Origin of the sequence: Nocardia yamanashiensis, assembly GCF_021183565.1 — a bacterium.
GTDB lineage: Bacteria > Actinomycetota > Actinomycetes > Mycobacteriales > Mycobacteriaceae > Nocardia > Nocardia yamanashiensis.
The window spans coordinates 5,971,781-5,996,176 of record NZ_CP089226.1; the positions used below are offsets into that span (position 1 = coordinate 5,971,781).

Annotated in this window: 8 protein-coding genes; 2 read left to right on the forward strand and 6 right to left on the reverse strand. The window is 70.3% G+C overall.

Annotation, left to right across the window (positions count from 1 at the left end; translation table 11 throughout):
* Positions 1-3: 3 nt before the first annotated feature.
* Positions 4-840 carry a helix-turn-helix transcriptional regulator gene (locus LTV02_RS27655; RefSeq protein ID WP_233034762.1) on the reverse strand — a complete coding sequence of 279 codons (837 nt, stop codon included), beginning with the start codon at positions 838-840 and terminating at the stop codon, positions 4-6.
* 50 nt (positions 841-890) lie between these two features.
* The gene (locus tag LTV02_RS27660; protein ID WP_233034763.1) at positions 891-1,274 is read right to left on the reverse strand and encodes a nuclear transport factor 2 family protein; all 384 of its coding nucleotides are present in this window, start codon (positions 1,272-1,274) and stop codon (positions 891-893) included.
* Positions 1,275-1,663: 389 nt separating this feature from the next.
* On the opposite strand from LTV02_RS27660, the gene LTV02_RS27665 reads away from it, so the two are divergent.
* Both LTV02_RS27665 and LTV02_RS27670 read left to right on the forward strand, forming a co-directional pair.
* A complete protein-coding gene (locus LTV02_RS27665) occupies positions 1,664-2,425 on the forward strand; it encodes an SDR family oxidoreductase (protein WP_233034764.1) in 762 nt (253 codons plus the stop codon).
* 40 nt (positions 2,426-2,465) lie between these two features.
* Positions 2,466-4,724 carry a M20/M25/M40 family metallo-hydrolase gene (locus tag LTV02_RS27670; protein WP_233034765.1) on the forward strand — a complete coding sequence of 753 codons (2,259 nt, stop codon included), beginning with the start codon at positions 2,466-2,468 and terminating at the stop codon, positions 4,722-4,724.
* Here LTV02_RS27670 and LTV02_RS27675 read toward each other — a convergent pair.
* The 4 genes from LTV02_RS27675 to ctaD all read right to left on the reverse strand — a co-directional run bounded on the left by LTV02_RS27675 (position 4,705) and on the right by ctaD (position 24,315).
* Positions 4,705-7,197 (reverse strand): excinuclease ABC subunit UvrA, encoded by a 2,493-nt coding sequence (locus LTV02_RS27675; RefSeq protein ID WP_233034767.1) that lies wholly within the window; start codon positions 7,195-7,197, stop codon positions 4,705-4,707. The genes LTV02_RS27670 and LTV02_RS27675 overlap by 20 nt on opposite strands.
* Entirely contained in the window at positions 7,194-21,293 is a 14,100-nt protein-coding gene (locus tag LTV02_RS27680) for a non-ribosomal peptide synthetase (protein ID WP_233041718.1), read from the reverse strand. Before LTV02_RS27680 ends, LTV02_RS27675 begins: the two co-directional genes overlap by 4 nt.
* Positions 21,294-21,531: 238 nt before the next feature.
* Entirely contained in the window at positions 21,532-22,458 is a 927-nt protein-coding gene (locus tag LTV02_RS27685; protein ID WP_233034769.1) for a quinone oxidoreductase family protein, read from the reverse strand.
* A 120-nt stretch (positions 22,459-22,578) separates the two neighbouring features.
* Positions 22,579-24,315: an aa3-type cytochrome oxidase subunit I gene (gene ctaD, locus LTV02_RS27690; protein WP_233034770.1), complete on the reverse strand. Its 1,737-nt coding sequence runs from the start codon at positions 24,313-24,315 to the stop codon at positions 22,579-22,581.
* Positions 24,316-24,396 lie beyond the last annotated feature (81 nt).

The window sequence follows — 24,396 nt, forward strand, 5'->3', positions numbered from 1 at the left end:
TCGTTATCTCATGCCCGCGGGCTGCTGCCGAGCCAGTTCCGCGAGGGCGTGCGCGGACGCGGAACCGGGCGGCGCGGTGTACACGACCAGCAGTTGATCCGGATCGCCCGGCAGCGCCAGGGTCTCGTAACCGAGCTCCAGCGCCCCCGCGCTCGGATGGTTGATCCGCTTGCTCCCGTAGGTCTTCTCCTTGACCGGGTGCCCCTGCCAGATACGCCGGAAATCCGCGCTCCGCCGGGACAATTCGTCGATCATCGCCGCCAGCTTCGGATCGCCCGGATGCAATCCGGCATCGCGGCGCAGGAACGCGGCGGTCTCCTCGGCCACCGTCTCCCACTCCGGATAGAACTCGCTCGCCCGCGGATTCAAGAACAGATACCGAGCCTGATTGCGCTCCTCGTCGGGCACACTCGAGAACCCGGACACCAAGTCGCCCAGTTCATTCCAGGCCAGCACATCCATCCGCCGCCCGAGCACGAACGCGGGCGCGCTCAGCGCATCCAGCACCAGCCGCGCGCCCGGCCGCAACGCATCGGCGTAAACCCCGGCGGTGCGCGCCGGCGCCACGGCGCCCGGCCGAGCCAGCGCATACAGATGCGCACGCTCCGGATCGGTGAGCCGCAGCGCCCGCGCCACGGCATCCAGCACCGAATCCGACACGTGCGGCCCCCGCCCCTGCTCCAGCCTTATGTAGTAATCCACACTCACCCCGGCCAGCTGCGCCACTTCCTCCCGCCGCAACCCCGGCACCCGCCGCCGCCCGTACTCCCGCAGCCCAGCCTCTCCCGGCTGGATGAGAGCGCGCCGGGACCGCAGAAAATCACCTAGATCGGACTGCATGGTTTCCAGGGTAGAGATCCAGCCCGCCCCTGCCGGACCAGGCTTCAGCGTTAGAACAAAGGGTGCTCGCTGACGGTCTGCTCGGGCATGGCCTGCATGACGTCCCAATGCTCGACGATGCGATCCCCGTCGATGCGGAAGATCTCGGTGACCGCGGTGCCGCGATCCGCCGGGCCGGTCGTCATGCGCCAGTGCACGAAAACGAGATCGCCCTCGGCGGCCGAGCGCTGGAGCTCGTACCGGGTTTGCGGGTTTCGAGCCAGGGCCGAATTCACGAACGCGGCGAGGGCGTCCGGACCGTCGGCGGCGTAAGGGTTGTGCTGAATGTAGTTCGGGCTGAGGTACTTTCCCACGGCTGCCTCCGCTCCGCCGGGCACGAAGAGCGCATCGCAGAAATCGATGACGAGCTGCTTGTTGGCTGTGGGTGTGGACATGGTTGATCTCCTTGTACTGGTTGACGATCGAGGTGCGGCGGCTGAAACCGCCACATCCTTCGAACAACGAGTTCGAGACATCAGAATTCTGCGGGGAGGCCGGCCTGTGCAGCTATGGGCAACCGTTGAAAGATGAGGACCGCGGCATTGTTTGACCACATAAAACAGCAGCTCAGAGCCTGTTGAACGGTGACGGACGCCACAATGTAGATCACCAATACGGCAGTTTGGCAAATCTTCAGCAATAAGCCGGGTTGACGAGTGCGGTGAGTTGGCGCCCGGATCCATCCTGGTACTGCCGGACCCAGGAAACCCGGAACCCTCGCTGCCCGCTTGCCGCCGCCACAGGATGAGTACCGGCACCGAGAGCGCACAGCGAGGAGAATCCGATGAGCTACGAGAACCTGACCGGCCGCACCGCGGTCATCGCGGGAGCCGCGAGCGGGATGGGCGAGGCGACGGCGCGGCTGCTGGCCGCCAATGGGGCGCGGGTGGCGCTGCTGGCCCGACGCGCCGACCGGCTCGGCGCTCTGGCCGACAAGATCGAGGCCGATGGCGGTGTGGCGCTGGCGGTTCCGGTGGACGTCACCGACAGCGCGAGCGTGAGCGCCGCCGCCGAGCGGGTGCATGACGTTTTCGGCGCGGCCGATCTGGTGGTGAACTCGGCCGGTGTCATGCTGCCCAATCCCATTGTGGACGGGCGGGAGGACGAGTGGCTGCGCATGCTGGACACGAATGTCGCGGGCCGGTTGCGGGTGATCCGGGCCTTCGTGCCGGATCTGCTGGCCGCCGCCGATGCGGGCCGGACCGCCGACCTGGTGAACATCTCCTCGATCGGCGCGCACCTGCCGTTCCCGTCCTATTCGGTGTACGGCGCGACCCAGGCCGCCATCACCCAGCTGTCGGCGACGCTGCGCACCGAACTCGGCCCGCGCCGGGTGCGGGTCACCAATCTCGAACCGGGACTGACCGATACCGAACTCGGCTCGCACATCGACAATCCGGAACTCAGCGGGCAACTGGACGGCATGTTCGAGGCCCTGGATGCCTTGAGCGCGAGTGATATTGCCGACTTGATCGCCTACACCACCAGCCGTCCCGTGCACGTCAACCTGCGTCAGGTCATCGTGCTGCCGACCCGGCAGGCCTGAGGCACGCCGGAATCCGGTGCGGCCTGCCTAGTATCGAGGGATGCGGGTGGGTCGCGGGATTTCCGGATTGCTGGCTTTCGCTCTTCTGCTCGTCGTCGCGGTGGCGACGGCCTGGAATATGGAACCGCACGGTTATCGCGATGCCGCGGCGCCCGCCGAGGAGTTCAGCGCGGCACGGGCGCACACGGTGATCGAGGCGATCGCGCGCAAGGCGCATCCGGTCGGCACCGCCGAACACGACCGGGTGCGTGACCATCTCGCGGGCGAACTCCGGAAACTGGGGCTGAGCACCGAGATTCGCTCCGGGGTCGGACTGTGGCCCAGGGCGTTCGGCGAGGGTGTGCACGGCGGCGGCCGGATCGAGAATATCGTCGGCACCGTGCGCGGCACCGCGCCGACCGGCACCGTCTACCTTGTCGCACACTACGATTCGGTGCCGTCCGCGCCGGGCGCCAATGACGACGGCGCCGGAGTGGCCGCCATTCTGGAGGCGGTGCGGGCGCTGCGTTCCGGCGAGACCGCATTGCGCAACGACCTGGTGGTGTTGCTGACCGACGGCGAGGAGCCCGGCCTGTTCGGCGCCGAAGCCTTCGCCGCCGCCGGCGGTTACGACCGCAATGGCGTGATCATCAATCACGAGGCGCGGGGTGCGGGCGGGCCGCCGCTGCTGTGGCGACTCGCGAAACCCGATGGGGCGCTGGTGCGGGCCGTGTCGAACACGACGCCGCATCCGAACACCGATTCGCTGACCACCGCGCTGGCCGGCACCCAGACCTCCAGCAATACCGACTTCGCCGCCTTCGAACCGCACGGATTACGGGTGCTGGACTGGGCTTTCGCCGGTAAGAGCGCCTACTACCACAATCGCCTCGACGATCCCGACCACGTGAATCTGGCGACCTTGCAGCAGCTGGGCGACAACACCCTGGCGCAGGTCAAGGAATTCGGGGAACGCGACCTGGCCGCCGATGCCGCCGACGATTCCGATGCCGCCTATTTCGCACTGCCGTTCGGGCTGCTGGTGGTGGTGCCGCTGTGGGTGATGATCGCCTGCGCGGTACTCGGCGTGCTCGCGGCGGCGTGGGTGGTGTGGCAGGTGAAGCGCTCCGGCGAGACCGGGGTGTGGCGGGTGATCGGCGCGGCCGTGACGGCGGTGCTGGCGGTACCGGTCGCGGTCGGGCTGACCTGGGGCTGGTGGCTGCTGGTGCAGCAGATCCGGCCCGCTTACGCCGCCATGCCGGTGGATCCGTATCGGCCGGGCTGCTTCCAGGCGGCGGTGCTGATCCTGGCCGCCGCCGCCCTGCTCGGCTGGTATGCGCTGGCGCGCAGGATATTCGGAGCCACCGCAGCCGGCGTCGGCATGCTGTGCGCGGCGGTGAGCATCGGCGCGCTGGCGGCGGCGCTCGCCCCGGCGGCCTCCGAAATCGTGGTGGTGCCCGCCGCCGCGGCGGCCGTCGGCGTCGCGGTCACCTTCCTGACCCCGGAGCGCTGGCGGCTGGCCGTGCTCACGGCCTTCCTGCTGCCCGCGGCGGTATTCGTCGGCGGCAATGCGTGGACCACCACCCAGGCCGGGCTGACGGCCGCCCCGTTCCTGGCCGCGCCGCTGATCGTGCTGCTGGGCGGGCTGCTGCTGCTCACCCTCACGCACGCCTGGCCGCAGCGCCGGGGCTGGACGATTCCGGTCACCGCGCTGGTCGTCGTGCTGGCACTCACCGGGGCGGGCCTGGCGGTGGATCACACCGACGACAACCATCCGCGCACTTCGCAATTGGTGTACGTGCTGGACGCGGACCGGAAGGAGGCGCGCTGGCTCTCCACGCTCGCGCCCGACCCGTACACGCGCGAGTTCGTGAGCGACGCCCAGCCCGAGGGACCCTATGCCGAGCTGTGGAAGAAGGCCGTGGCAAGCGGACCCGCACCGGCGCAGGCGCTTTCCGCGCCGGTCGCCGAAATCCTGTCGGACAAAACCGATTCCGGGCTGCGCACGGTGAAACTGCGGCTGCGTTCCACCCGTGGCGCGACCCGCATCGACCTGTTCTGGAGCACGGTTCCGCAGCGCCTGCGGGTAGCCGATCGACGGATCGAAACGCCTCCGGCCCAGGGCTTCCGGTTCTTCGCCCCGGGCAGGGAAGGCGTCGAAATGGAGCTGGTGGTGCCCGCCGGACCGCTGTCGCTGCGGCTCGCCGACTACACCTGGCTGCCCGATTCCAATCTGAACGCGTACCGGAATCCGCCGCAGGACACCTTCTTCCGGCAGGACAGCGCCGCCCAGGTGTTCGTCACCGTGCCGGGACTGTGAGCGGCCGGAGGTAGCGGCCGGTGAGGCTGGCCGGTGCGGCGGCGATGTCGCGGGGCGTGCCGGTCGCCACGACGCGCCCGCCCTCCGGGCCGCCGCCCGGGCCCATATCGATGACATGGTCGGCATTGGCGATCATGTCCAGATCGTGGTCGATGGCGACGATGGTCGCGCCCGAACGCAGCAGCCGGTCGAACACCCCGAGCAGCGTGCGCACATCCTCGGGATGCAGGCCGGTGGTGGGCTCGTCGAAGACGTAGAGCGTGTGCCGCTGGCCGGAACGCAGACCCCCGGCCAACCGCATGCGCTGCGCCTCACCGCCGGACAGCGACGGGGTCGGCTCGCCCAGGCACAGATAGCCGAGCCCGACCTCGCGCAGGGCTTGCAGCGGCGCGCCGATCCGGGGCGTGCCCGCGAAGCGTTCGGCGGCGTCGGCGACCGTCAGGTCCAGCACCTCGGCGATGGTCAGTCCGTCCACCCGGATCTCCAGCGTCTCCGGGTTGTAGCGCTTGCCGTCGCAGGTCGGGCAGGTCAGCACCATATCCGGCAGGAACTGCACGTCCAGGGCGACCTCGCCGAGGCCCGCGCAGGTGGGGCACTGTCCACCCTTGACGTTGTAGGAGAACCGCCCGGCGCTCCAATGCCGTTGCCGCGCTTCGGGAGTGGCGGCGAACAGGGCGCGGATGCCGTCGAACGCGCCCGAATAGGTGGCCGGGGTGGAGCGGCTGTTATTGCCGATCGGGGTGGAATCCACGGTCACCACCCGCTCGATACCGCCGGTGGCCAGCGCGCGGACGTGCCGCGGCAGCCGCTCCCCCGCCAACTCCGCGGTCAGGGCCGGAACCAGGCTGTCCAGCACGAGACTGGTCTTCCCCGAACCCGAGACGCCGGTGATCAAGGTCAGCCGCGCCACCGGGATGCGCGCGGTCACCTCGTGCAGCGTGTACCACTCGCCGACGGTCAGCTCGATCCCCGGATCCGACTCGAGCACCGGCAGCGCGGTGCGGGCGCGCGGGTCGGCGCGGCCCGAAAGATACGGCCCCGTCACCGAATTCGGGTCGTCCTCCAGATCCGCCACATCGCCCTGCGCCACCACGGTGCCGCCGGCCCGGCCCGCGCCCGGACCCATTTCGATGAGCTGGTCGGCCCAGCGCAGCAATTCCACGTCGTGATCCACCATGACCACCGAATTGCCATTGTCGACCAGGGCGCGGATCACCCCGCGCAGCCCTTCCACATTGGCCGGATGCAGGCCGATGGACGGTTCGTCGAGCACGTAGAGCATGCCGGTGGAGCGCGCCTGCAAGGTGGCGGTGAGCTGAATACGCTGCCGCTCACCGGTGGACAGCGACTCGCCCGCCCGGTCCAGGGTGAGATAACCGAGCCCGAGCACCAGCAGCGGTTCCAGCGCCCGCACGAATTCGGCGCTCAAACGCGCGGCGAGATCGTGCAGTTCGGCGGGCAGGCGATCCGGCAGACCCGGTGCCCAGGAACGCAATTCGGTCAGGGTGAGCGCGCTGATGACCGCGATGTCGCGGCCGTCGAGCAGGCTGGTCAGCGCTTCGGGCCGCAGCCGGGTGCCGTGGCATTCCGGGCAGGTGTGCAGGGTGAAGAATTTGCTCAGCCGGTCCCGGGAGGTCTGGCTGGCGCTGTTCTCCAGCGAATGCCGCACGGCCGCACGGGCATTCTCGTAGGTGCCGTTGAGTTCGGCGGCGCGCCCGGATTTGGTGGTGACGACCACGAACCGCTTCTCGGGCGGGCCGTCGAGCACGATCTCGCGTTCCGATGCGGTCAGCTCCCGGTACGGCACATCGATGCGCACCCCGAGCTGGGCGGCGATCTGCGGCTGGAAATCGCGCAGCGGCAGCTTCCAGGACGCCACCGCGCCCTCGGCGATGCTCAGGTCCGGATCCGGGATCAACGCCGCGTCGTCGATCTCCTCCACCGTGCCCAGCCCGCCGCAGCGCGGGCACGCCCCGAAACTGTCGAAGGCGAAGGATTCCGCGCCCGGCAGTTCGAAGCGGCCGCCGCATTCGGGCAGGTCCACATAGCCCTTCATGGCCACGTCCAGCATGGGCGGGAGCCGGAAACCGTTGGGGCACACGTGCGATCCGAGCCGGGAGACCATCAGCCGGAGCACGTTGTAGACCTCGGTCATGGTGCCGACGGTGCTGCGGCGGCCCGGGCTCGGCGGGCGCTGTTTCAAGGCCAGGGTGGCGGGCAGATAGTCGATGCGGTCCACGTCCGGGCGTTCGGTCTGCGCGATCCGGCGGCGGGTATAGGTGGACAGGCCGTCGAGGAAACGCTGATAGCCCTCGGCGTACAGGACGTTCATGGCCAGCGAGGACTTGCCGGAACCCGACAGGCCGGTAATGGCGACCCAGGACCAGAGCGGCACGTCCACATCGATATCGCGCAGATTGTGGACGCGTGCGCCGACGACCCGGATCGCCTTGGGTAGGTGGGCGGTGCTCACCGCTGCCACCGGCTGGTCAGCTCCGCGCCGATCCGGGCGATCGGATCCGGTTGGGCCATCCCGATATGCGTGGCGTCGATCGGGATGTCGATGACCTTGCCGGTGATGTGGCCGGTCCAGCTGTCGGCCGGGCAGCGTTCCGGCGCGGTCTCGCGGATGGCGGTGAAATGCAGCAGATCGCCTTCGAAGACGCCGCCCGGGACGCCGGGCACCGGGCGGGTGAGCGCGGCGGTGGCGCGTTCGACCAGGTCGGGTGGGAAATCGGCGGGGTCGATGAGCGCGCGCAGTTCCTGCCAAGCCGCGGAATCGGTTTCGTCGTCCGGCTCGGCGGCCTCGGTGCCGTCGGCGGCGGCGGAGTCCATGAGGGCGAGCAGGGCGATCTCGTCGCCGGCGGCCTGCAGGCGCAGGGCGATCTCGTGGGCGATGCGGCCGCCGAGCGACCAGCCCAGCAGCCGGTACGGTCCGGCCGGTTGCAGCCGGCGGATCTCCGCCACGTAGCGGGCCGCGTATTCGCCCACGGTGGCGCAGGGCTTTTCGTTGCGGACCACCCACGGATCCTGGATGCCGTACAGCGCGACCTCGGGGGGCAGGTGGGTGAGCAGGCCCGCGTACGGCCAGGCCATCCCGCCGCCGGGGTGGATGCAGAACAGGGTGTCCGCTACGCCGGTGCGCAGCGGCAGGATCACGTCGAAGGATTCGCCGGGCATTGCGGGCGCGGCGTTCTCGATGCGCTCCGCCAGCCCCGCCACCGTCGGCGTCTCGAACAACTCGCGCAGGGCCACGCCGCCGAGCCGCGACATCACGCGGGCCGCGCTCAGGGAATTGCCGCCGAGGGCGAAGAAGTCGTCGTCGCGTCCCACCCGGCCGACCTGGAGGATCTCGGCGAACACCGCCGCGACCCGCTGTTCGGCGGCGGTCACGGGCGGGCGGTAGCGCCGCCGTACCGGTTGCGGGGCGGGCAGCGCGGCGCGATCGACCTTGCCGTTCACCAGCATCGGGAGGCGCTCCAGCACCACGATGGCGGGGATCAGATAGTCCGGAAGTCGTTGCGCCACGGCCGCGGTCACCGCATCGGGATCGATGTCCCGGCCGGGTTCCGGCACCACGTACGCGACCAGCGCGACTCCGCTCGCGGTCGCCGAACGCACGGCGACGGCGTGGGCGACGCCGGGCGCGGCGGCCACGGCGGCCTCGATCTCCCCCAGTTCGACGCGCACGCCGCGCACCTTGACCTGGAAGTCCGCGCGCCCCCGGTAGCTCAGTTCCCCGGTGTGCGTCCACGACACCAGATCGCCTGTGCGGTAGAGCCTTTCACCCGGGTCGCCGAACGGATCCGCGACGAACCGGCCGGCTGTCGTCGCGGGGCGGCCGAGGTAGCCGCGCGCCAAACCCGCACCGCCCAAATACAATTCGCCAACCACGCCGATCGGCACCGGTCGCAAGCACGCGTCCAGCACATATCCGCGCACACCCACCGCCGGTCCGCCGATGGTCACCGGCTGCGTGCCGTCGAGCGGCCCGCTCATATGCGTGATGATGGTCGCCTCGGTCGGCCCGTAGGCGTTCACCAGCTTCCGGTCCCGCCCCCAGCTCGCCGCCACCGCCGCCGGGCAGGACTCGCCGCCGGTGATCACCACCCGCAGCTCCGGCAGTTCCACGGCCTCGGTCCCGGCCAGTACGGCGGGCGTCACGAAGGCGTGCGTAATCCGTTCGCGGCGCAGCAGATCCGTCAAGGCCGGGCCCGCGTACGCCTCGGGCGGTGCGACCACGAGGGCCGCCGCCGAGCTCGCCGCCAGCGCCAGTTCCCACATCGACACGTCGAAAGTCGGCGCGGCCACGCACAATATGCGCGACTCGGACGTCGCGCCGATGTGCCGGGCCTGCGCGGCCACCATATTGGCCAGCCCAGCGTGGGTCACCACGACCGCCTTGGGCGTACCCGTCGAGCCGGACGTATGGATCACATAGGCCGCGTTGCCCGCCCGCGCTCCGCCGGAATGCGCCACCGATGGAAATTCGGGCGCATGCGTATTCACGCCGGGCTGCTCTCCGACCGGCCCCGCGCCCACGGTCGATTCCACCGCGACCGCCGGCAGCGCTCCCACACCCTCCGGTACCGGAGCGGCAACCGGCGGCAAACCCGTGCTCGCCGTGGCCGATACGGCGCCGGAACCCGGCGCGATGCGCGCGCTGGAAGGCTCCGGCGCGCGCCCGCCGCCGTGACCAGCCGGAGTGGACCGCGATGGGGCATCGGCCGCGGGGCGGGTCGGCAGGACGCTGGTACCGTCGTCGCCGAGCACCAGGACCTCGATATCGGACAGCGCGGCGAACGCCGGGTACTCGGCGGCCGTGGTGACCACTACTTGCGCACTGGTGCCCGCGATCAGTTCCGCGATGCGGGCGGGCGGGAATTCGGGGTCCACCGGTAGGCAGGCGGCACCCGAGCGTGCCACCCCCCAGCAGGCCACCACCCAGGGCAGGGAGCGCGACATGCCCAGCGCCACCACGTCTTCCGGTCCGATCCCGGACACGTTGAGCCAGCGGGCGACGCGGGCGGCCTGTTCGTCCAGTTCGGCATAGGTGAAGGCGTAGTCGCCGCAGCGCACGGCTTCGGCGGTGGGCGCGCGGCGGACGGCATCGGCCAGCAGGTCGGGCAGGCGGAGTTCGGTGTCCGCGCCGCCGGTGTCGTTCCAGTCCCGCACCATGCGGGCGGATTCCGCATCCGACAGCATGGACAGGCGGGCGATCGGGGCCTCGGGTGCGGCGGCGAGGCCGTCCAGTACCCGGACGTAGCGATCCAGCAGGCTTGCGATGGTGTCGCGGTCGAACAGTTCGGTGGCGTACTGCACCGTCACGGACAGCCCGGAATCGCCCGGGGTGATGATGAATTCGAGGTCGAAGCGCGAGGTGTCGGAGGGCAGCCGCACCGGTTCCACCCGCAGGCCCGGCAGTTCGACATCGATCGCGTCCAGATTCTGGAAGGCCAGCAGCACCTGGAACAGCGGATGCCGGGCGCGCGAGCGCGGCGGATCGATGGCCTCCACCACCTGCTCGAACGGCACTTCGGCGTGGGTGAAGGCGGCCAGATCGGCATCGCGCACCCGGGTGAGCAGGCCGGAGAAGCGTTCCGCCGCGCGGACTTCCACCCGCAGGGCGAGGGTGTTCACGAACATGCCGACCAGGTCGTCCAGTGCCGCCTCGCCCCGGCCCGCCACCGGGGTGCCCACGGTGACGTCGGTGTTCCCGCTCCAGGCGGCCAGCAGTACCGCCAGTCCCGCGTGCAGGGCCATGAACAGTGAAGCGTCTTCTTCCCGCGCCACCTCGCGCAAACGCCGCACGGTCAGCTCGGAAACCGCCGCCGAAACCGCCGCGCCCCGATGCGAAGCCACCGCCGGGCGCGGGCGATCCAAGGGCAGACCCAGTTCCGCCGGGGAATTGGCGAGCGCTCCGACCCAGTAGGCGACCTGCCGGCTCAACTCGGACGAGGGATCCGACGCCGAACCCAGCACCTCCCGCTGCCAGATCGCATAGTCCGCGTACTGCACCGGCAGCGCGGGCCGCCGCCAGGCTTCGCCGCTCCGTGCCGCGCCGTATGCCTCCGCGAAGTCCCGTGCCAGCGGGGCGAGCGAATACCCGTCCGCATTGGCATGGTGAATCACCAGCGCCAGCAGCCACTCCCGCGATTCATCCACAGTCGTCCCCAGCGCGAACAACCCTGCCCGCACCGGCGCACCCGCGGTCAGATCGAACGGCGCGCCACAGAACTCCGCGAGCCGCGCGGCCGCCCGTTCGGCATCCACCACCCGGACTTCGAGCGATATCGTGCCGGCGGAATCCGGGACCGCGGCGACGGTGACGTCGGGCTCCGCGGCACCCGGTTCCGCAGCGGCCGAATTGGCGGCGGTGCCCGCGTTGTTCGTTCGGGGGCCCGGCACGGCGGGCAGCACCACTTGGCGGCCGATCCCGCCCGACTCCGGGTAATAGGTACGGAGTGCCTCGTGCCTGGCGAGCAGTTGGTGCAGCGCGACGGTCATGGCCGCGATGTCGACCTCGCCGGTGAGGCGCAGGACCAGCGGGATGTTGTAGGCGGATGAATCCGGGTCGAGGCGGTTGAGCAGCCAGAGCCGTTGCTGAGCGAACGACAGCGGAATCTCGGCGGGGCGTGGGCGTGCGGTCAGCCGGGGCCGCGCACCGGCCGAGCGGGTGCCCGCCGCGAGGCGGAAGGCGAGTTCGGAAACCGTTGGGGCGTCGAAGACTTCGCGTACCGGGACCCGGCTGCCCGATGCCGCGCTCAAGCGGGCGGCCACCCGGGTCGCGCTCAGGGAATTGCCGCCGAGCTGGAAGAAGTCGTCGTCCGCGCCGACCCGCTCGACTTCGAGCACCTCGGCGAACACCCCCGCCACCAGGCGTTCCGATTCGGTGCCCGGTGCGCGGAACGGCTGGCCGGTCACCTGCGGTTCAGGGAGTGCGGCGCGGTCGACCTTGCCGTTTCCGGTGAGCGGCAGGCGTTCACAGACCATGAACGCGGCGGGGACCATATAGTCCGGGAGCTTGCGCGCGACCGCGGCCCGGATGCGGGCGATATCCGGTGCGGCGGAACGGGTTCCGGCGGCCGGTACCAGGTAGGCGATGATGCGGGCGTCACCGGCGGCATCCGCCCGCAGCACCGCGACCGCCTGGGCGATGCCGGGCAGCACCGACAGCGCCGCCTCGATCTCGCCGAGTTCGATGCGCAGGCCGCGCATCTTGACCTGGGAGTCGGTGCGGCCCAGGAACTCCAGGGCCCCGCCGGGACGATGCCGGACCAGGTCACCGGTGCGGTACATGCGGGCGGGGGCGGGCGCGTGCGGGTCCGGGAGGAAGCGGGTGGCGGTGAGCGCGGGGCGGCCGTGATAGCCGCGGGCTACGCCGGGGCCCGCGATATAGAGCTCGCCGGGAATGCCGGGCGGAACCGGGGACAGGCGATCGTCGAGGACATAGCAGCGGACGCCGGTCGCGGGAGTGCCGATGGTGAGGGGATGGCCCGGGCGGAACGGGAGGCTCAGATGGGAGATGACCGTGGTCTCGGTGGGGCCGTAGGCGATGAAGAGTTTGCGGTCGGGGGCGGACCAGCGCTCGGCGAGGGCGGGCGGCACCACTTCACCGCCGGTGACCAGGACGCGCAGGTCGGTGCGGTCGGCCGGGTCGAGGCTGGACAGCACGGCGGGGGTCAGGAAAGCGTGCGTAATGCGTTCGCGGCGTAGTAGATCCGATAGCTCGGGGCCGGCGTAGGCGTCCGGGCCCGCGATCACCGCGGTGGCCGAGGCGGCGGCCGCCATCAGCAATTCCCACAGGGAGGCGTCGAAGCTGGGTGAGGCCGAGAGCAGGATGCGTGAATCACGCTGCGGTACACAGTTTTCCAGCTGCGCGGCGACCAGGTTGGCCAGGCCCGCGTGGGTGACCGCGACGGCCTTGGGGGTGCCGGTGGAACCGGAGGTGTAGATGAGATAGGCGGTGCTCGATAGTCGTAGTCGGCCGGTGCGTTCGGCATCGGCGACGGGGGCGCACGGCGCATGCGCCAGCTCGGTGCGCAGGTCCAGCGCGTCAACGACCAGCCAATCCGACTGCGCCAGGCCGGATTCGGTGTTGGTCAGGCCGATGACGGCGTCCGCGTCCGCCCGCATGCCGGCGATGCGTTGCGCCGGCAGGCCCGGGTCGATAGGCAGGTAGGCCGCACCGGTCTTGGCCACCGCCCAGACGGCGACCGCCCAGTCGATGCCCCGGCGCATGGCCACCGCCACCACCTGTTCGGGACCGACGCCGCCGCGGATCAGCCAGTGCGCCAGCCGGTTCGAGCGCTCGTCGAGTTCGCCATAGGTCACCGTGCGGGTGCCGGACACCAGGGCGGGCGCGGCGGGCGCCCGTTCGGCGGCGCGCGCGAAGAGATCCGGCAGGCGCAGCGGCGGGGTGTTTCCGGTGCGATTCCAGGTCTCCAGTACGGTCCGGCGTTCCCCGGGCGCGAGCAGCTCCAGCGCCCCGACCGGGCGCGACGGGTCGGCGGCGACCTGCGTCAGCACGCGCGCCAGGCGTTCCAGCAGCGCCTGCGCGGTGCTCGCGTGGAACAGTTCGACGTCGTAGTGCAGGGCCAGCGCCAGGCCGGAATCGGTGTCGGCGATATCGAATTCGAGGTCGAAGCGCACCGTGGCGGCGGTGCGGCGGACCGGCTCGACGGTGACGCCGGGCAGGTCCAGTGCGGCCGGGCCGAAGTTCCGGTAGCCGAGCACCACCTGGAACACCGGATGCCGATTGGCCGAGCGCGGCGCGCCGAGCGCGTCGACGATCCGCTCGAACGGGACCTGCGCGTGCGCGAACGCTTCCACGTCGATCTCGCGGACCCGCTCCAGTAGTTCGGTGAACGAGCGCTCGGCGGCGACGGGGGTGCGCAGGGCGACCGTGTTCACGAACATACCCACCAGGTCCTCGAGCCCCGGTTCGTCCCGGCCCGCCGTCGGAGTGCCGATGACCACGTCACCGGTGCGCGCCAGGCGGGCCAGCAGGACCGCGAGGGCCGAGTGCAGCACCATGAACAGCGAGGACCGGTGCTGCCCGGCCAGATCGCGCAGCGCGGACGTAATGTCCTGCGGCAGCGCTGTTTCCACCGTCGCGCCGCGATGCCGGGCGACCGCCGGGCGCGGACGGTCGAAGCGGATCGGCAGCTCGGCGGGCAGGTTCGCGAGCACCCGGATCCAGTGCGCCAGTTCCCGATTCTGCGCGGAACCGGGATCTGTCATGGAACCCAGCCGTTCGTGCTGGCGTACAGCGTATTCGGTGTATCGCGTGGTCAGCTCCGGCCAAGCTGGAGCGGTGCCGGTGATCCGCGCGGTGTACGCCGCGGCCAGGTCCCGGGTGAGCACTCCCAGCGAGACCCCGTCCGCGTTCACGTGGTGCACCACCACCGCGAGCACCCACTCCGCCTCGCCGATCTCGCAGAGCCGCAGCCGAACCGGCGGCGCGGCCGACAGATCGAAGGGCGCGCTCTCGAACTCGGTGAGCGATTCCTCCAGCCGGCCCTCCGGCACCAGCCGCACATCCCAGTGCACGCTGTCCGCCGGAGCCACCGCCTGATACGGCACCCCGTCGTGCTCCGGAAAGTACGTGCGCAACGCTTCGTGCCGCTCCAGCACATCGATGACGGCCGCCGACAGCACTTCCGGTTCCAGCGCTCCGGTCAGCCGCACCGCCAGCAGAATGTGATACGCCGCAGCCGTTCCCGACCGATCCAGCACCCAAAGCCCCTGCTGCGCAAAGGACAACGGCGGCCGCTCCACCGTTTCCCCGCTCGCCACCCGCACCGGCCGCCGCCCCACCCGCGACTCCGCCGCGGCCAGATACTCCGCCAGCCCACTCACGGTCGGCTGCTCGAACACATCCCGCAGCCGCACCTCCACGGCGGGCAACCCCGCCCCCTCCGCCAACTCGGCCCGCAGCCGCGCGACCACCCGCGTCGCACTCAGCGAATGCCCGCCCAACGCGAAGAAGTCGTCATCCGCCCCCACCTGCTCGACCCCCAGAACCTGCCCGAACACCCGCGCAACCGCCGCCTCCAGCGCATTCCCCGGCGCCCGGTAACCCACTCGCACGCGTTCGGGCGCGGGCAACGCCCCCCGATCGATCTTGCCGGTCGCAGTGAGCGGAAACCGCTCCAGCACCGTGATCGAATCCGGCAGGTACTGCGCCGGCAGCCGCCGCGCAATAGCGGCCCGCAGGGCCCGCACATCCACCCGCCGCCCCGGCACAGGCACCACGTACGCGGCGAGCCCCGGCTCCACGCCGTCTCCAGCAGCCCGGGCCGCAACGGGTGTCGCCGTCCCGATAGAACTCGATTTCGCCGCCGCAGCAAGCGATTTCGCTGCTCCCTCGCGGGATGCCATAACGATCGCCTGCGACTCCTCGGCGCCTGAGCTCGAGTCTCCCTCACGTGGGAGCGATTCCGGCCCCTCCGCACTCGATTCCTGATCGCGCGCGATTGGTTCCGGTCCACCGGAGCCCGAGTCCGGTTTCTGCGTGCGCGATTTCGATGCGAGGGCGCTCGCGGCAGCGAACGCGTTACGCGCACTCTCCGGCTGCGCGGGGTGGTCGCGGAGGATGACGAGCGCGTCGGCTACCTCGGGGAGGGCCGTCATGGCCGCTTCGATCTCGGCGAGTTCTATGCGTACGCCACGAACCTTCACCTGGAAGTCGGTGCGGCCGTGGTATTCCAGTTCGCCGTCCGCGCGCCAGGTGCCGAGGTCGCCGGTGCGGTACATGCGGCGGCCGGGGGCGTCGAAGGGGTCGGGGAGGAAGCGAGTGCCGGTGAGGCCCGGGCGGCGGTGGTAGCCGCGCGCCAGGCCGGGTCCTGCCACGTAGACCTCGCCGAGGACGCCGGGCGGAACCGGGCGGAGGCGATCGTCGAGGACATAGCAGCGAGTCCCGACCACCGGACCGCCGATCGGGACGATGGCGTGCAAGGTCGCGGGCTGGGCGGGCAGGCTCGTGGTAGCGCAGACGGTGGCTTCGGTGGGGCCGTAGATATTGACGAAGCAGCGGTCAGGCGACCAGATTCCCGCCAGGTCCGGCGGGCAGGATTCACCACCGCTGGCGAGCAGCCGCAGATCCGGGAGCTGGTCCGGATCGGGCAGGGTGGCCAGCACACGCGGGGTGAGCATGGCGTGGGTGACGCGTTCGCGGATCAGCAGATCCTGGAGTTCCGGGCCCGCGTACGCGGTAGGCGGGGCGATGACCAGCGTCGCGCCTCCGCCGAGGGCGAGCAGGAGTTCCCAGATCGAGGCGTCGAACCCCGGGGCGGAGACAGCCAGCACCCGGGAGCCGGGCTCGGCGTCGCACCGCTGAGCCTGGGTAACCAGCAGATTCGCCAGACCGGCGTGAGTGATGGTGACGCCCTTGGGGATACCGGTGGAACCCGAGGTGTAGATGACGTAGGCGGGGTGCGTCAGCCGGAGGGGGCGGGTCCGCTCCGCATCGGCGATCGGCCGGGCGTCGTCAGCGTCGATCGGCCGGGCGTCGTCATCGTCGATCGGCTGGGCGTCGTGGTCGGCCGTCCGCCGGGCATCGCGCTCAGCAGTCCGGCGGGCGTCGCGCTCAGCGGCCCGCCGAGAATCGCGATCGACAGCAGTGCGGGCACTGTGATCGGTCGTGGGGTGGGTGGGGACTTGGAGCCAGCCGCCGGTGACGTCGGGTAGGTGTGACTGCCAGTGGGCGGTGGTGATGCCGAGCGCGGCACCGGAATCGGCGAGCATGTCGGTGATGCGGTCGGCGGGGGTGTTGGGGTCCACGGGGAGGAAGGCGGCGCCGGTGTGGGCTACGGCGCATACGGCGATCACCCATTCGACGGAGCGCGGGAGGCCTACGGCCACTACGTCTTCGGGGCCGATGCCCGCGCGAATCAGGTTGCGGGCCAGCCTGTTCGCTTGTGCGGCGAGGTCGCGGTAGGTCAGGGTGGTGTGCTCGCCGACTACGGCTGCCAGGTCGGGGTCGTAGGCGGCGGCGCGGGTCAGTAACTGCGGGAGGGTGACCGGGACGGCTTGGCTGGTTTCGTTCCACTGACGGAGCAGGCGGTGTTCGTCGAGCGTGAGCACATCGACCTCGCCGACCGGGGTTTCGGGCTGTCGGGCGACTCGGTCCAGGACCAGCAGGATGCGTTCGGTCAGGGCTTCGATCTGGGGTCGGTCGAAGAGGTCGGTGGCGTAGTCGAGGGTCGCTGTCAGGCCGGGTTCGGTTTCGGCGAAGGTGAATTCGAGGTCGAACTTGGCTACCGGGAGGGGTAGTTCCACGGGCTCCACGCGGAGACCGGGTAGTTCGAATTCGGCGCGGGCCAGGTTGCGTAGCGAGAGCATGACCTGGAAGAGCGGGTGGCGGGCGGGTGAGCGGGGCGGGTCCAGGTGTTCGACGACGCGGTCGAAGGGGGCTTCGTCGTGTGCGAACGCGGCCAGGTCGATATCGCGGACGCGGGCCAGGAGTTCGGTGAACGATTCCGCCGCATCGAGTTTCACGCGCAGCACCAGGGTGTTGACGAACATGCCGATCAGGTCGTCCAGCCGGGCGTCGCCGCGCCCGGCCACGGGGGTGCCGAGGGCGATATCGCGGCCCCCGGACAGCCGGGCCAGCACGGTGGCGAGGCCGGCGTGCAGGACCATGAACAGGGTCGCGCCCTGCCGCCGGGCGACTTCGCGCAGACGGCGGGCGGTCTGGTCGGGGACGGTCAGCGTCACCCGTTCGGCCGCACGCGTGCGCGTGGCGGGGCGTGGGCGGTGCGGCGGCAGCCCCGATTCGACCGGCAGCCCGGCCAAGCGCGCGGACCAGTACGAAAGTTCCTGCGACAGCAGTGAATCCGGGTCATCGGCCGCGCCGAGCAGTTCATGCTGCCACAGCGTGTAGTCGGCGTACTGCACCGGCAGCGGCTGCCAATCCGGCACCGCGCTGCGCACCCGCGCGGCGTAGGCGGTCGCCAGGTCCCGCGCGAACGGCGCGAGGGAGAAGCCGTCGGCGATGGCGTGATGCACCAGCACCGCCAGCAGCTGATGCGCCACGGCTCCTTCGGCATCGGTCACTTCGAACAGCCGCACCCGCAAGGGCGGCGCGGCCGCGAGATCGAAGCCGATCGACCCGAATTCCCGCAGCACCCGGTCGATTTCGCCCGCACCCACCGTTTCCGGCGCGAGGCCGGTGATCACCGCATCGGTCGGCGAAACCCGCTGGCACGCCGCACCGTCCACATCCGGGAAGGCCGTGCGCAACGATTCGTGCCGCCCCACCACATCGGTGAGCGCCGCGGTCATGGCGGTCCGGTCGAGCGCGCCGTGCAGCCGCAAGCCGAGCAGCATGTTGTAGGCCGCCGACTCCGGCTCCATCCGATTGAGCATCCAAAGCCGTTGCTGCGCACCGGACAACGGCATCCGCTCGGGCCGCCGGCGCGGTTCCGGCCGCAGCCGTTCCGCCAGCAGCCCGCACGCCCCCACCCGCGCCGCCAGCCCGGCGACCGTGCTGGCCTCGAACAGATCCCGGACTTCGGCGCGCACCTCGAGCTCGGCGGCCACCCGCGCCACCACCAGGGCCGCGCTCAGCGAATCCCCGCCCAGGGCGAAGAAGTCGTCGTCCAGGCCGAGCAGTTCCGGTTCCCGCCCGAGCACCTGCGCGAAGGCCGCGGCCACCGCCCGCTCCGCCGCGGTCTCGGGTGCACGGTGCACCGCGGCCGTCAGCACCGGCGCGGGCAGCGCCGCGCGATCCACCTTGCCGTTGACGGTGACCGGCAGCCGGTCCAGCAGCAGGATCACCGGGCGCATGTACACCGGAAGCCGTTGCGCGGCAGCCTCTTCCAGCTCACGCACCGACAGCAGCGTATTGGGTTCGGGCACGGCGTAGGCGACCAGGCGCTGCCCCGGCCCGTCGTCACGGACGATCACCACCACCTGGGCGATGCCGGGATACTCGGCCAGCACCGCCTCGATCTCACCCAGTTCGATGCGCAGGCCGCGAATCTTGACCTGGGAGTCGGCGCGCCCCCGGAATTCCAGCTCCCCGGCGGCATCGCGGACGGCGAGATCACCGGTGCGGTAGAGCCTTCGTCCCGGCGTCCCGAACGGGTCGGCGACGAAGCGGGCGGCGGTGAGCGCCGGGCGTCCCAGATACCCGCGCGCCAGCGCCGGTCCGCTCAGGTACAGCTCCCCGGTCACGCCGTCGGGCACCGGGCGCAGCCAGGGGTCGAGCAGGTGGCAGCGGACGCCCGGCACCTCGGTACCGAGGGTGACCGGGGTGTCGGCGGCCAGGCGGCCGAGTTCGGCGAAGATGGTGGCTTCGGTGGGTCCGTAGATGTTCACCAGCGTGCGCCCGGGAGCCCAGGATTCGGCGACGGCGGGCGGGCAGGCTTCACCGCCGGTCGAAAGGTATTGCAGGCATTGCAATCCGGTCGGATCGGTGCCCGCCAGCACAGCCGGGGTGAGGAAGGCGTGGGTGACCTGTTCGCGGCGGATCAGATCGGACAGGCGCGGGCCCGCGTAGGCATCGCCGGGCACGATGACCAGGGTCGCGCCGCCGGCGGCGGCGAGCAGCAGTTCCCAGAGCGAGGCGTCGAAGCTGGGCGTGGTCGCGCACAGCACCCGGGCTCCGGGGCGGATCGGGAACCGCTCGGCCTGTGCGGCAAGCAGATTCGCCAGTCCCGTGTGCGTGATCAGCACGCCTTTAGGGGTTCCGGTGGAGCCGGAGGTGTAGATGACGTAGGCCGGATGCGCCAGGCGCAGCGGGCGGGTGCGGTCGGCGTCGGTCAGCGCGGTGCCGGGCTCACCGTCCAGCGCGGCGGCGGGGTCGTCGAGCACCAGCCATTCCCGCCCGGACCGCTCCTGTAGTTCGGAAACCGCTGCGGCGGTGACGATTCCGAACCGCACCCCGGCTTCATCGAGCACGGCAGCCGAGCGCGCCACCGGATATTCCGGGTCGATCGGCAGATACGCCGCCCCGGATTTGGCCACGCCCCACACCGCGATCAGCCATTCCACGCTCCGGCGCGACGCGACGGCCACCACGTCCTCCGGGCCGATACCGCGCCGGGACAGCCGGTGCGCCAGGCGATTCGACAGCGCGTCCAGCTCCCCGTAGGTCAGCCACCGGTCGCCGGAAACCACCGCGACGGCCGACGCGTCCCGGCGCACGGCGGCGGTGAGCAATTCGGGCAGCAGCGCGCCGGGCCGCTCCGCCGCCGCATGCGATCGCGCTCCGGCACCGGCCCGCGTATCCGAGCCGGCCAGCCCGATCCGCCCGACCGCCGTATCCGGTCCCGCCGCAATGAAGTTGCTGAGGAATTGCAGGAATCGTTTCAGCTGCAAATCGACGTCGCCCTGCCCGTACTTCTCCGGGTTCCCGAGCAGATCGACCGACAGTCCTTCCTCGGTGCCCGCGCGATACAGATTGAAATGCACGTCCGCGACCGAACCCGAAGACAGGATGCGATATTCGCCCACCGCCGAGCCGAACCGGCTGGTCCGATCGAAGAACATCAAATTCACGCTGGGCCCGAGCACCCGATCCGCGCCGACCCCCAGATCCCGCCGGATGTCCTCGAACCGGTAGCGCTGATGCCGCAGCCCGCCCGTGGTCTCCCGGGCCGCCGCCCCGATGAGTTCGCGCACCGTCACGCCACCCGCGCAGCGCAAGCGAATGGGCAGCACGTTCGCCAGCATGCCGCCGGACTTCTTCAGCGCCGCGGTGGTGCGCGCCGAAGCCGCCAGCAGCACGGTCGGATCCAGCTCCCCCGCCATGCCTGCCCGAAATGCCCCGATCGCCGCCACCAGCACCTGCGCCGGACTGGCCGCGCACTCGGCGGCCAAGGCCGCCAGCGCGTTCCACTGCCTGGCGGTCAGCGCGCCGGCCGCGCGCAGGGCCATCGGCTCGGACTCGCCTGCGCGCCGGATGCGATGCGCCACCGCGCCCGGCGCGGTCCAGCCCGCGAACCGTTCCCGCCAGTACTCCCGGTCCGCGGTGAAGCGCTCCGACTCCCGGTACTCGGCGTCCGCCGCCTGGATCGCCGCGGGCGACAGGCCCCGGAACGCCGCCGGTTCGGCGCCGCGCAGCAGCGCCTCGTACCACTCGCCGATCCGGACGATCAGGCTCAGCCCGCCGTATCCGTCGATGGCGACGTGATGCATCTGCGCGTACCAGATGTGATGCTCCGCCCCGACCCGCAGCAGCGCCGCCGCCCACAGCGGCGCGTCCACCAGATCGATGGCGACCCGGTGCCGCCGCTCCATCCATTCCAGCGCGGCCGCCCGCGGATCCGGCTCGCCGGTGCAGTCCACCCGCTCCAGACCGCCGCCGATATCGCCCGCCATCCACTGGCAGGGCCGCCCGTCGCGCAGGCCGATCCGCAACCGGCCCACCCCGAACTCCTCGAACGCCCGGTGCGAGGCGGCGTCGAACAGGTCCGCGTCCAGCTCGCCGCGTAACTCCAGATAATGCGCCTGCCCGGGTAGCGCGCGAGCCCGGAAACCATCCGCGAGCCACAATTCCATTTGTGCTCGGGACATTTCGAAGGAAGCGTCTTGCAGAGCGCCCTGGGTTTCGGCGAGCATTGTCACTCCCGGAGTCGAGACCGGCGGATTGCGCAGGGCGCAAACACCTTATCGACACCCCGCGCGTGGACAGTACCTCACCTTTGCCCAAAATTTGCCGCAATTCACGCGCGCCACAACCGCCGGTTCCGGGGGTGCGGGGACGGCCGGATTTTCCCTCCGACCAGGAATGAGACCGGAGGGTTTGGTACCGCTTTCGCGCGTCCGGACGGGCCGTCCTGGCCGCGGGGCCGAACGGTCAGCCGGCGACCACGGCGGCGGCGGTCCGGACCATCACCCGGCCCTGATTGCGGCGGGACCGGACGAGTTCCACGGCCGCGCCGATGTTTTCGAGCGGCAGCACGATGTGGCGGGGGCGAATCCGCCCGGCCGCCAGCAGTTCCCACAGCTCGGCGCGCCAGGCTTGCAGGAGTTCGGGGCGGGTGCGGCTGAGCAGGCCGGCGGAGAAGCCGGTGACGGTCTTCAGCTCACCCAGCAGTGACGAGGCGTCGATCGCGCCGCCGCCCGCGCTGAACGCCACCAGGCGGCCGTGTGGCGCAAGGGCATTCACGCCGCGCCGCACCAGGTCCCCGCCGACGCCGTCCAGCACCACATCGACGGATTCCGGCCACGGCTCGGCATAGGTCAGCACGGCATCGGCTCCGCATTCGCGCAGGAATTCAGCCTTGGCGAGGTCGCTCACGGCGGCGACGACGCGGGCTGCGCCGAGCGTGCGGGCCAGCTGCACCGCGAGGTGCCCGGCTCCACTGGCCGCACCGGTGATCAGCACCGATTCACCGGCGCGGAACCGCGAGGCTTTCAGCACGCCGAGTGCGATCAAACCGCCGCGCACCACCGCCAGCGCGTCGGCGGCATCGGCGGCGCCGGGCACCTCGGTGATCAATTGCGGTACCGCGAGGGCATATTCGGCGTGAATGGCGCCGAATACCAAGCCGCCCACGCGCTTTCCCAGCCACTCGGGCGACACGTCGGTCCCGAGGCCGGTCACGGTGCCGACGATCTCCCCGCCGGGCGCGTCCATCTCACCCGCCGCCAGCTGCCGGACCAGCCCCAGTCCCACCCCGGCCAGCTCGGTGCGCACCAGCAATTGCCCAGGCCCGGGCACCGGCTGCGCGGCGGTGACGACGACCGGTTCGGCACCGGTGGAGAACTGAATCTTGCGCATGAGCAGCCCTTCCTCGCACTAACTTGTAACGGACCTAAAATTAGTTCGAGCACTATTCATATGTCAAGCACAAAAAACGGCACCCGCCGAGGACGGGTGCCGTTGATCGAATCCGAGGCGCTAGTTCGACGCCTTCTCGTACTCCACCACCGCGTGATGCTTGGAACCCCAGCCCACGTGCGCCTCCGCCCGCATGCGATCCACCATGTGCGGGTAGTGCAGCTCGAAAGCCGGTCGCTCCGAACGGATCTGCGGCAGCTCGTAGAAGTTGTGCCGCGGCGGCGGGCAGGTGGTCGCCCACTCCAGGGAGTTGCCGTAGCCCCACGGATCGTCCACCGTCACCACTTCGCCGTAGCGGTAGGACTTGAAGACGTTCCACACGAACGGCAGCACCGACGCGCCCAGGATGAACGAGCCGATGGTGGAAATGGTGTTGAGCGTGGTGAATCCGTCGCCGGGCAGGTAGTCGGCGTAGCGGCGCGGCATGCCTTCCGCGCCCAGCCAGTGCTGCACCAGGAAGGTGGTGTGGAAGCCGACGAAGGTGGTCCAGAAGTGCCATTTGCCGAGGCGCTCGTCGAGCATGCGGCCGGTGATCTTCGGGAACCAGAAGTAGATGCCGGCGTAGGTGGCGAAGGCGATCGTCCCGAAGAGCACGTAGTGGAAGTGCGCGACCACGAAATACGAATCCGAGACCTGGAAGTCGAGCGGCGGGCTGGCCAGCAGCACGCCCGTCAGACCGCCGAAGAGGAAGGTGACGATGAAGCCGCAGGCCCACAGCATCGGCGTCTCGAAGGTCAATTGACCGCGCCACATGGTGCCGATCCAGTTGAAGAACTTCACGCCCGTCGGCACCGCGATCAGGAATGTCATGAACGAGAAGTACGGCAGCAGCACCGCTCCCGTGGCGTACATGTGGTGCGCCCACACCGCGATGGACAGCGCCGCGATGGCGAAGGTCGCGTAAACCAGTGTGGTGTAACCGAAGATCGGCTTCCGGGAGAAGACCGGGAAGATCTCCGACACGATGCCGAAGAACGGCAGCGCGATGATGTACACCTCGGGATGGCCGAAGTACCAGAACAGGTGCTGGTACAGGATTGCCCCGCCATTGGCCGGATCGTAGATGTGCCCGCCCAGATGCCGGTCGTAGGCCAGGCCGAAGAGCGCGGCGGTCAGGATCGGGAAGGCCACCAGGATCAGGAAGCTGGTCACCAGGATGGTCCAGGTGAACACCGGCATGCGGAACAGCGTCATGCCCGGGCAGCGCAGGCAGACCACGGTGGTGGTCATGTTCACCGCGCCCAGGATGGTGCCCAGACCCGAGACCGCCAGGCCCAGGATCCACAGATCCGCGCCGACGCCCGGCGCGTGCACGATGTCCGACAGCGGCGTGTACGCCGTCCAGCCGAAGTCGGCCGCGCCGCCCGGAGTGATGAACCCGGCCGTGGCCATGGTCCCGCCGAACAGGTACAGCCAGTAGCTGAAGGAGTTCAGGCGCGGGAACGCCACGTCGGGCGCGCCGATCTGCAGCGGCAGAATGTAATTCGCGAAACCGAACACGATGGCCGTGGCATAGAACAGCAGCATGATGGTGCCGTGCATGGTGAACAGCTGGTTGAACTGTTCCGGGGACAGGAACTGCATGCCCGGCCGCGCCAGCTCGGCGCGCATCAGCAGCGCCATGATCCCGCCGATCATGAAGAAGGTGATGGCGGTGGTCAGATACATGATGCCGAGCATCTTGGGGTCGGTCGTCGTGATCGCCTTGTAGAGGAATGACCCCTTGAGCCCCGTTCGTGGCGGGTACGGCCGCGTGGCCTCGAGGTTCTCTTGGGGCTTTGGAGCTACGGCAGTCACCACATCCTCCTCGGGAGGGTTCCGGTCCAGCTGTTCCGATAAATGGGGCCACGTAGAACGGCGCACAGCGTACACACAGCA

What these genes read in the sequence shown, in the direction of transcription:
- LTV02_RS27660 (WP_233034763.1), bottom strand. Translation starts at nt 1,274, where the DNA reads ATGTCCACACCCACAGCCAACAAGCAGCTCGTCATCGATTTCTGCGAT.
- LTV02_RS27680 (WP_233041718.1), bottom strand. Translation starts at nt 21,293, where the DNA reads ATGCTCGCCGAAACCCAGGGCGCTCTGCAAGACGCTTCCTTCGAAATG.
- LTV02_RS27685 (WP_233034769.1), bottom strand. Translation starts at nt 22,458, where the DNA reads ATGCGCAAGATTCAGTTCTCCACCGGTGCCGAACCGGTCGTCGTCACC.
- LTV02_RS27670 (WP_233034765.1), top strand. Translation starts at nt 2,466, where the DNA reads ATGCGGGTGGGTCGCGGGATTTCCGGATTGCTGGCTTTCGCTCTTCTG.
- LTV02_RS27655 (WP_233034762.1), bottom strand. Translation starts at nt 840, where the DNA reads ATGCAGTCCGATCTAGGTGATTTTCTGCGGTCCCGGCGCGCTCTCATC.
- LTV02_RS27665 (WP_233034764.1), top strand. Translation starts at nt 1,664, where the DNA reads ATGAGCTACGAGAACCTGACCGGCCGCACCGCGGTCATCGCGGGAGCC.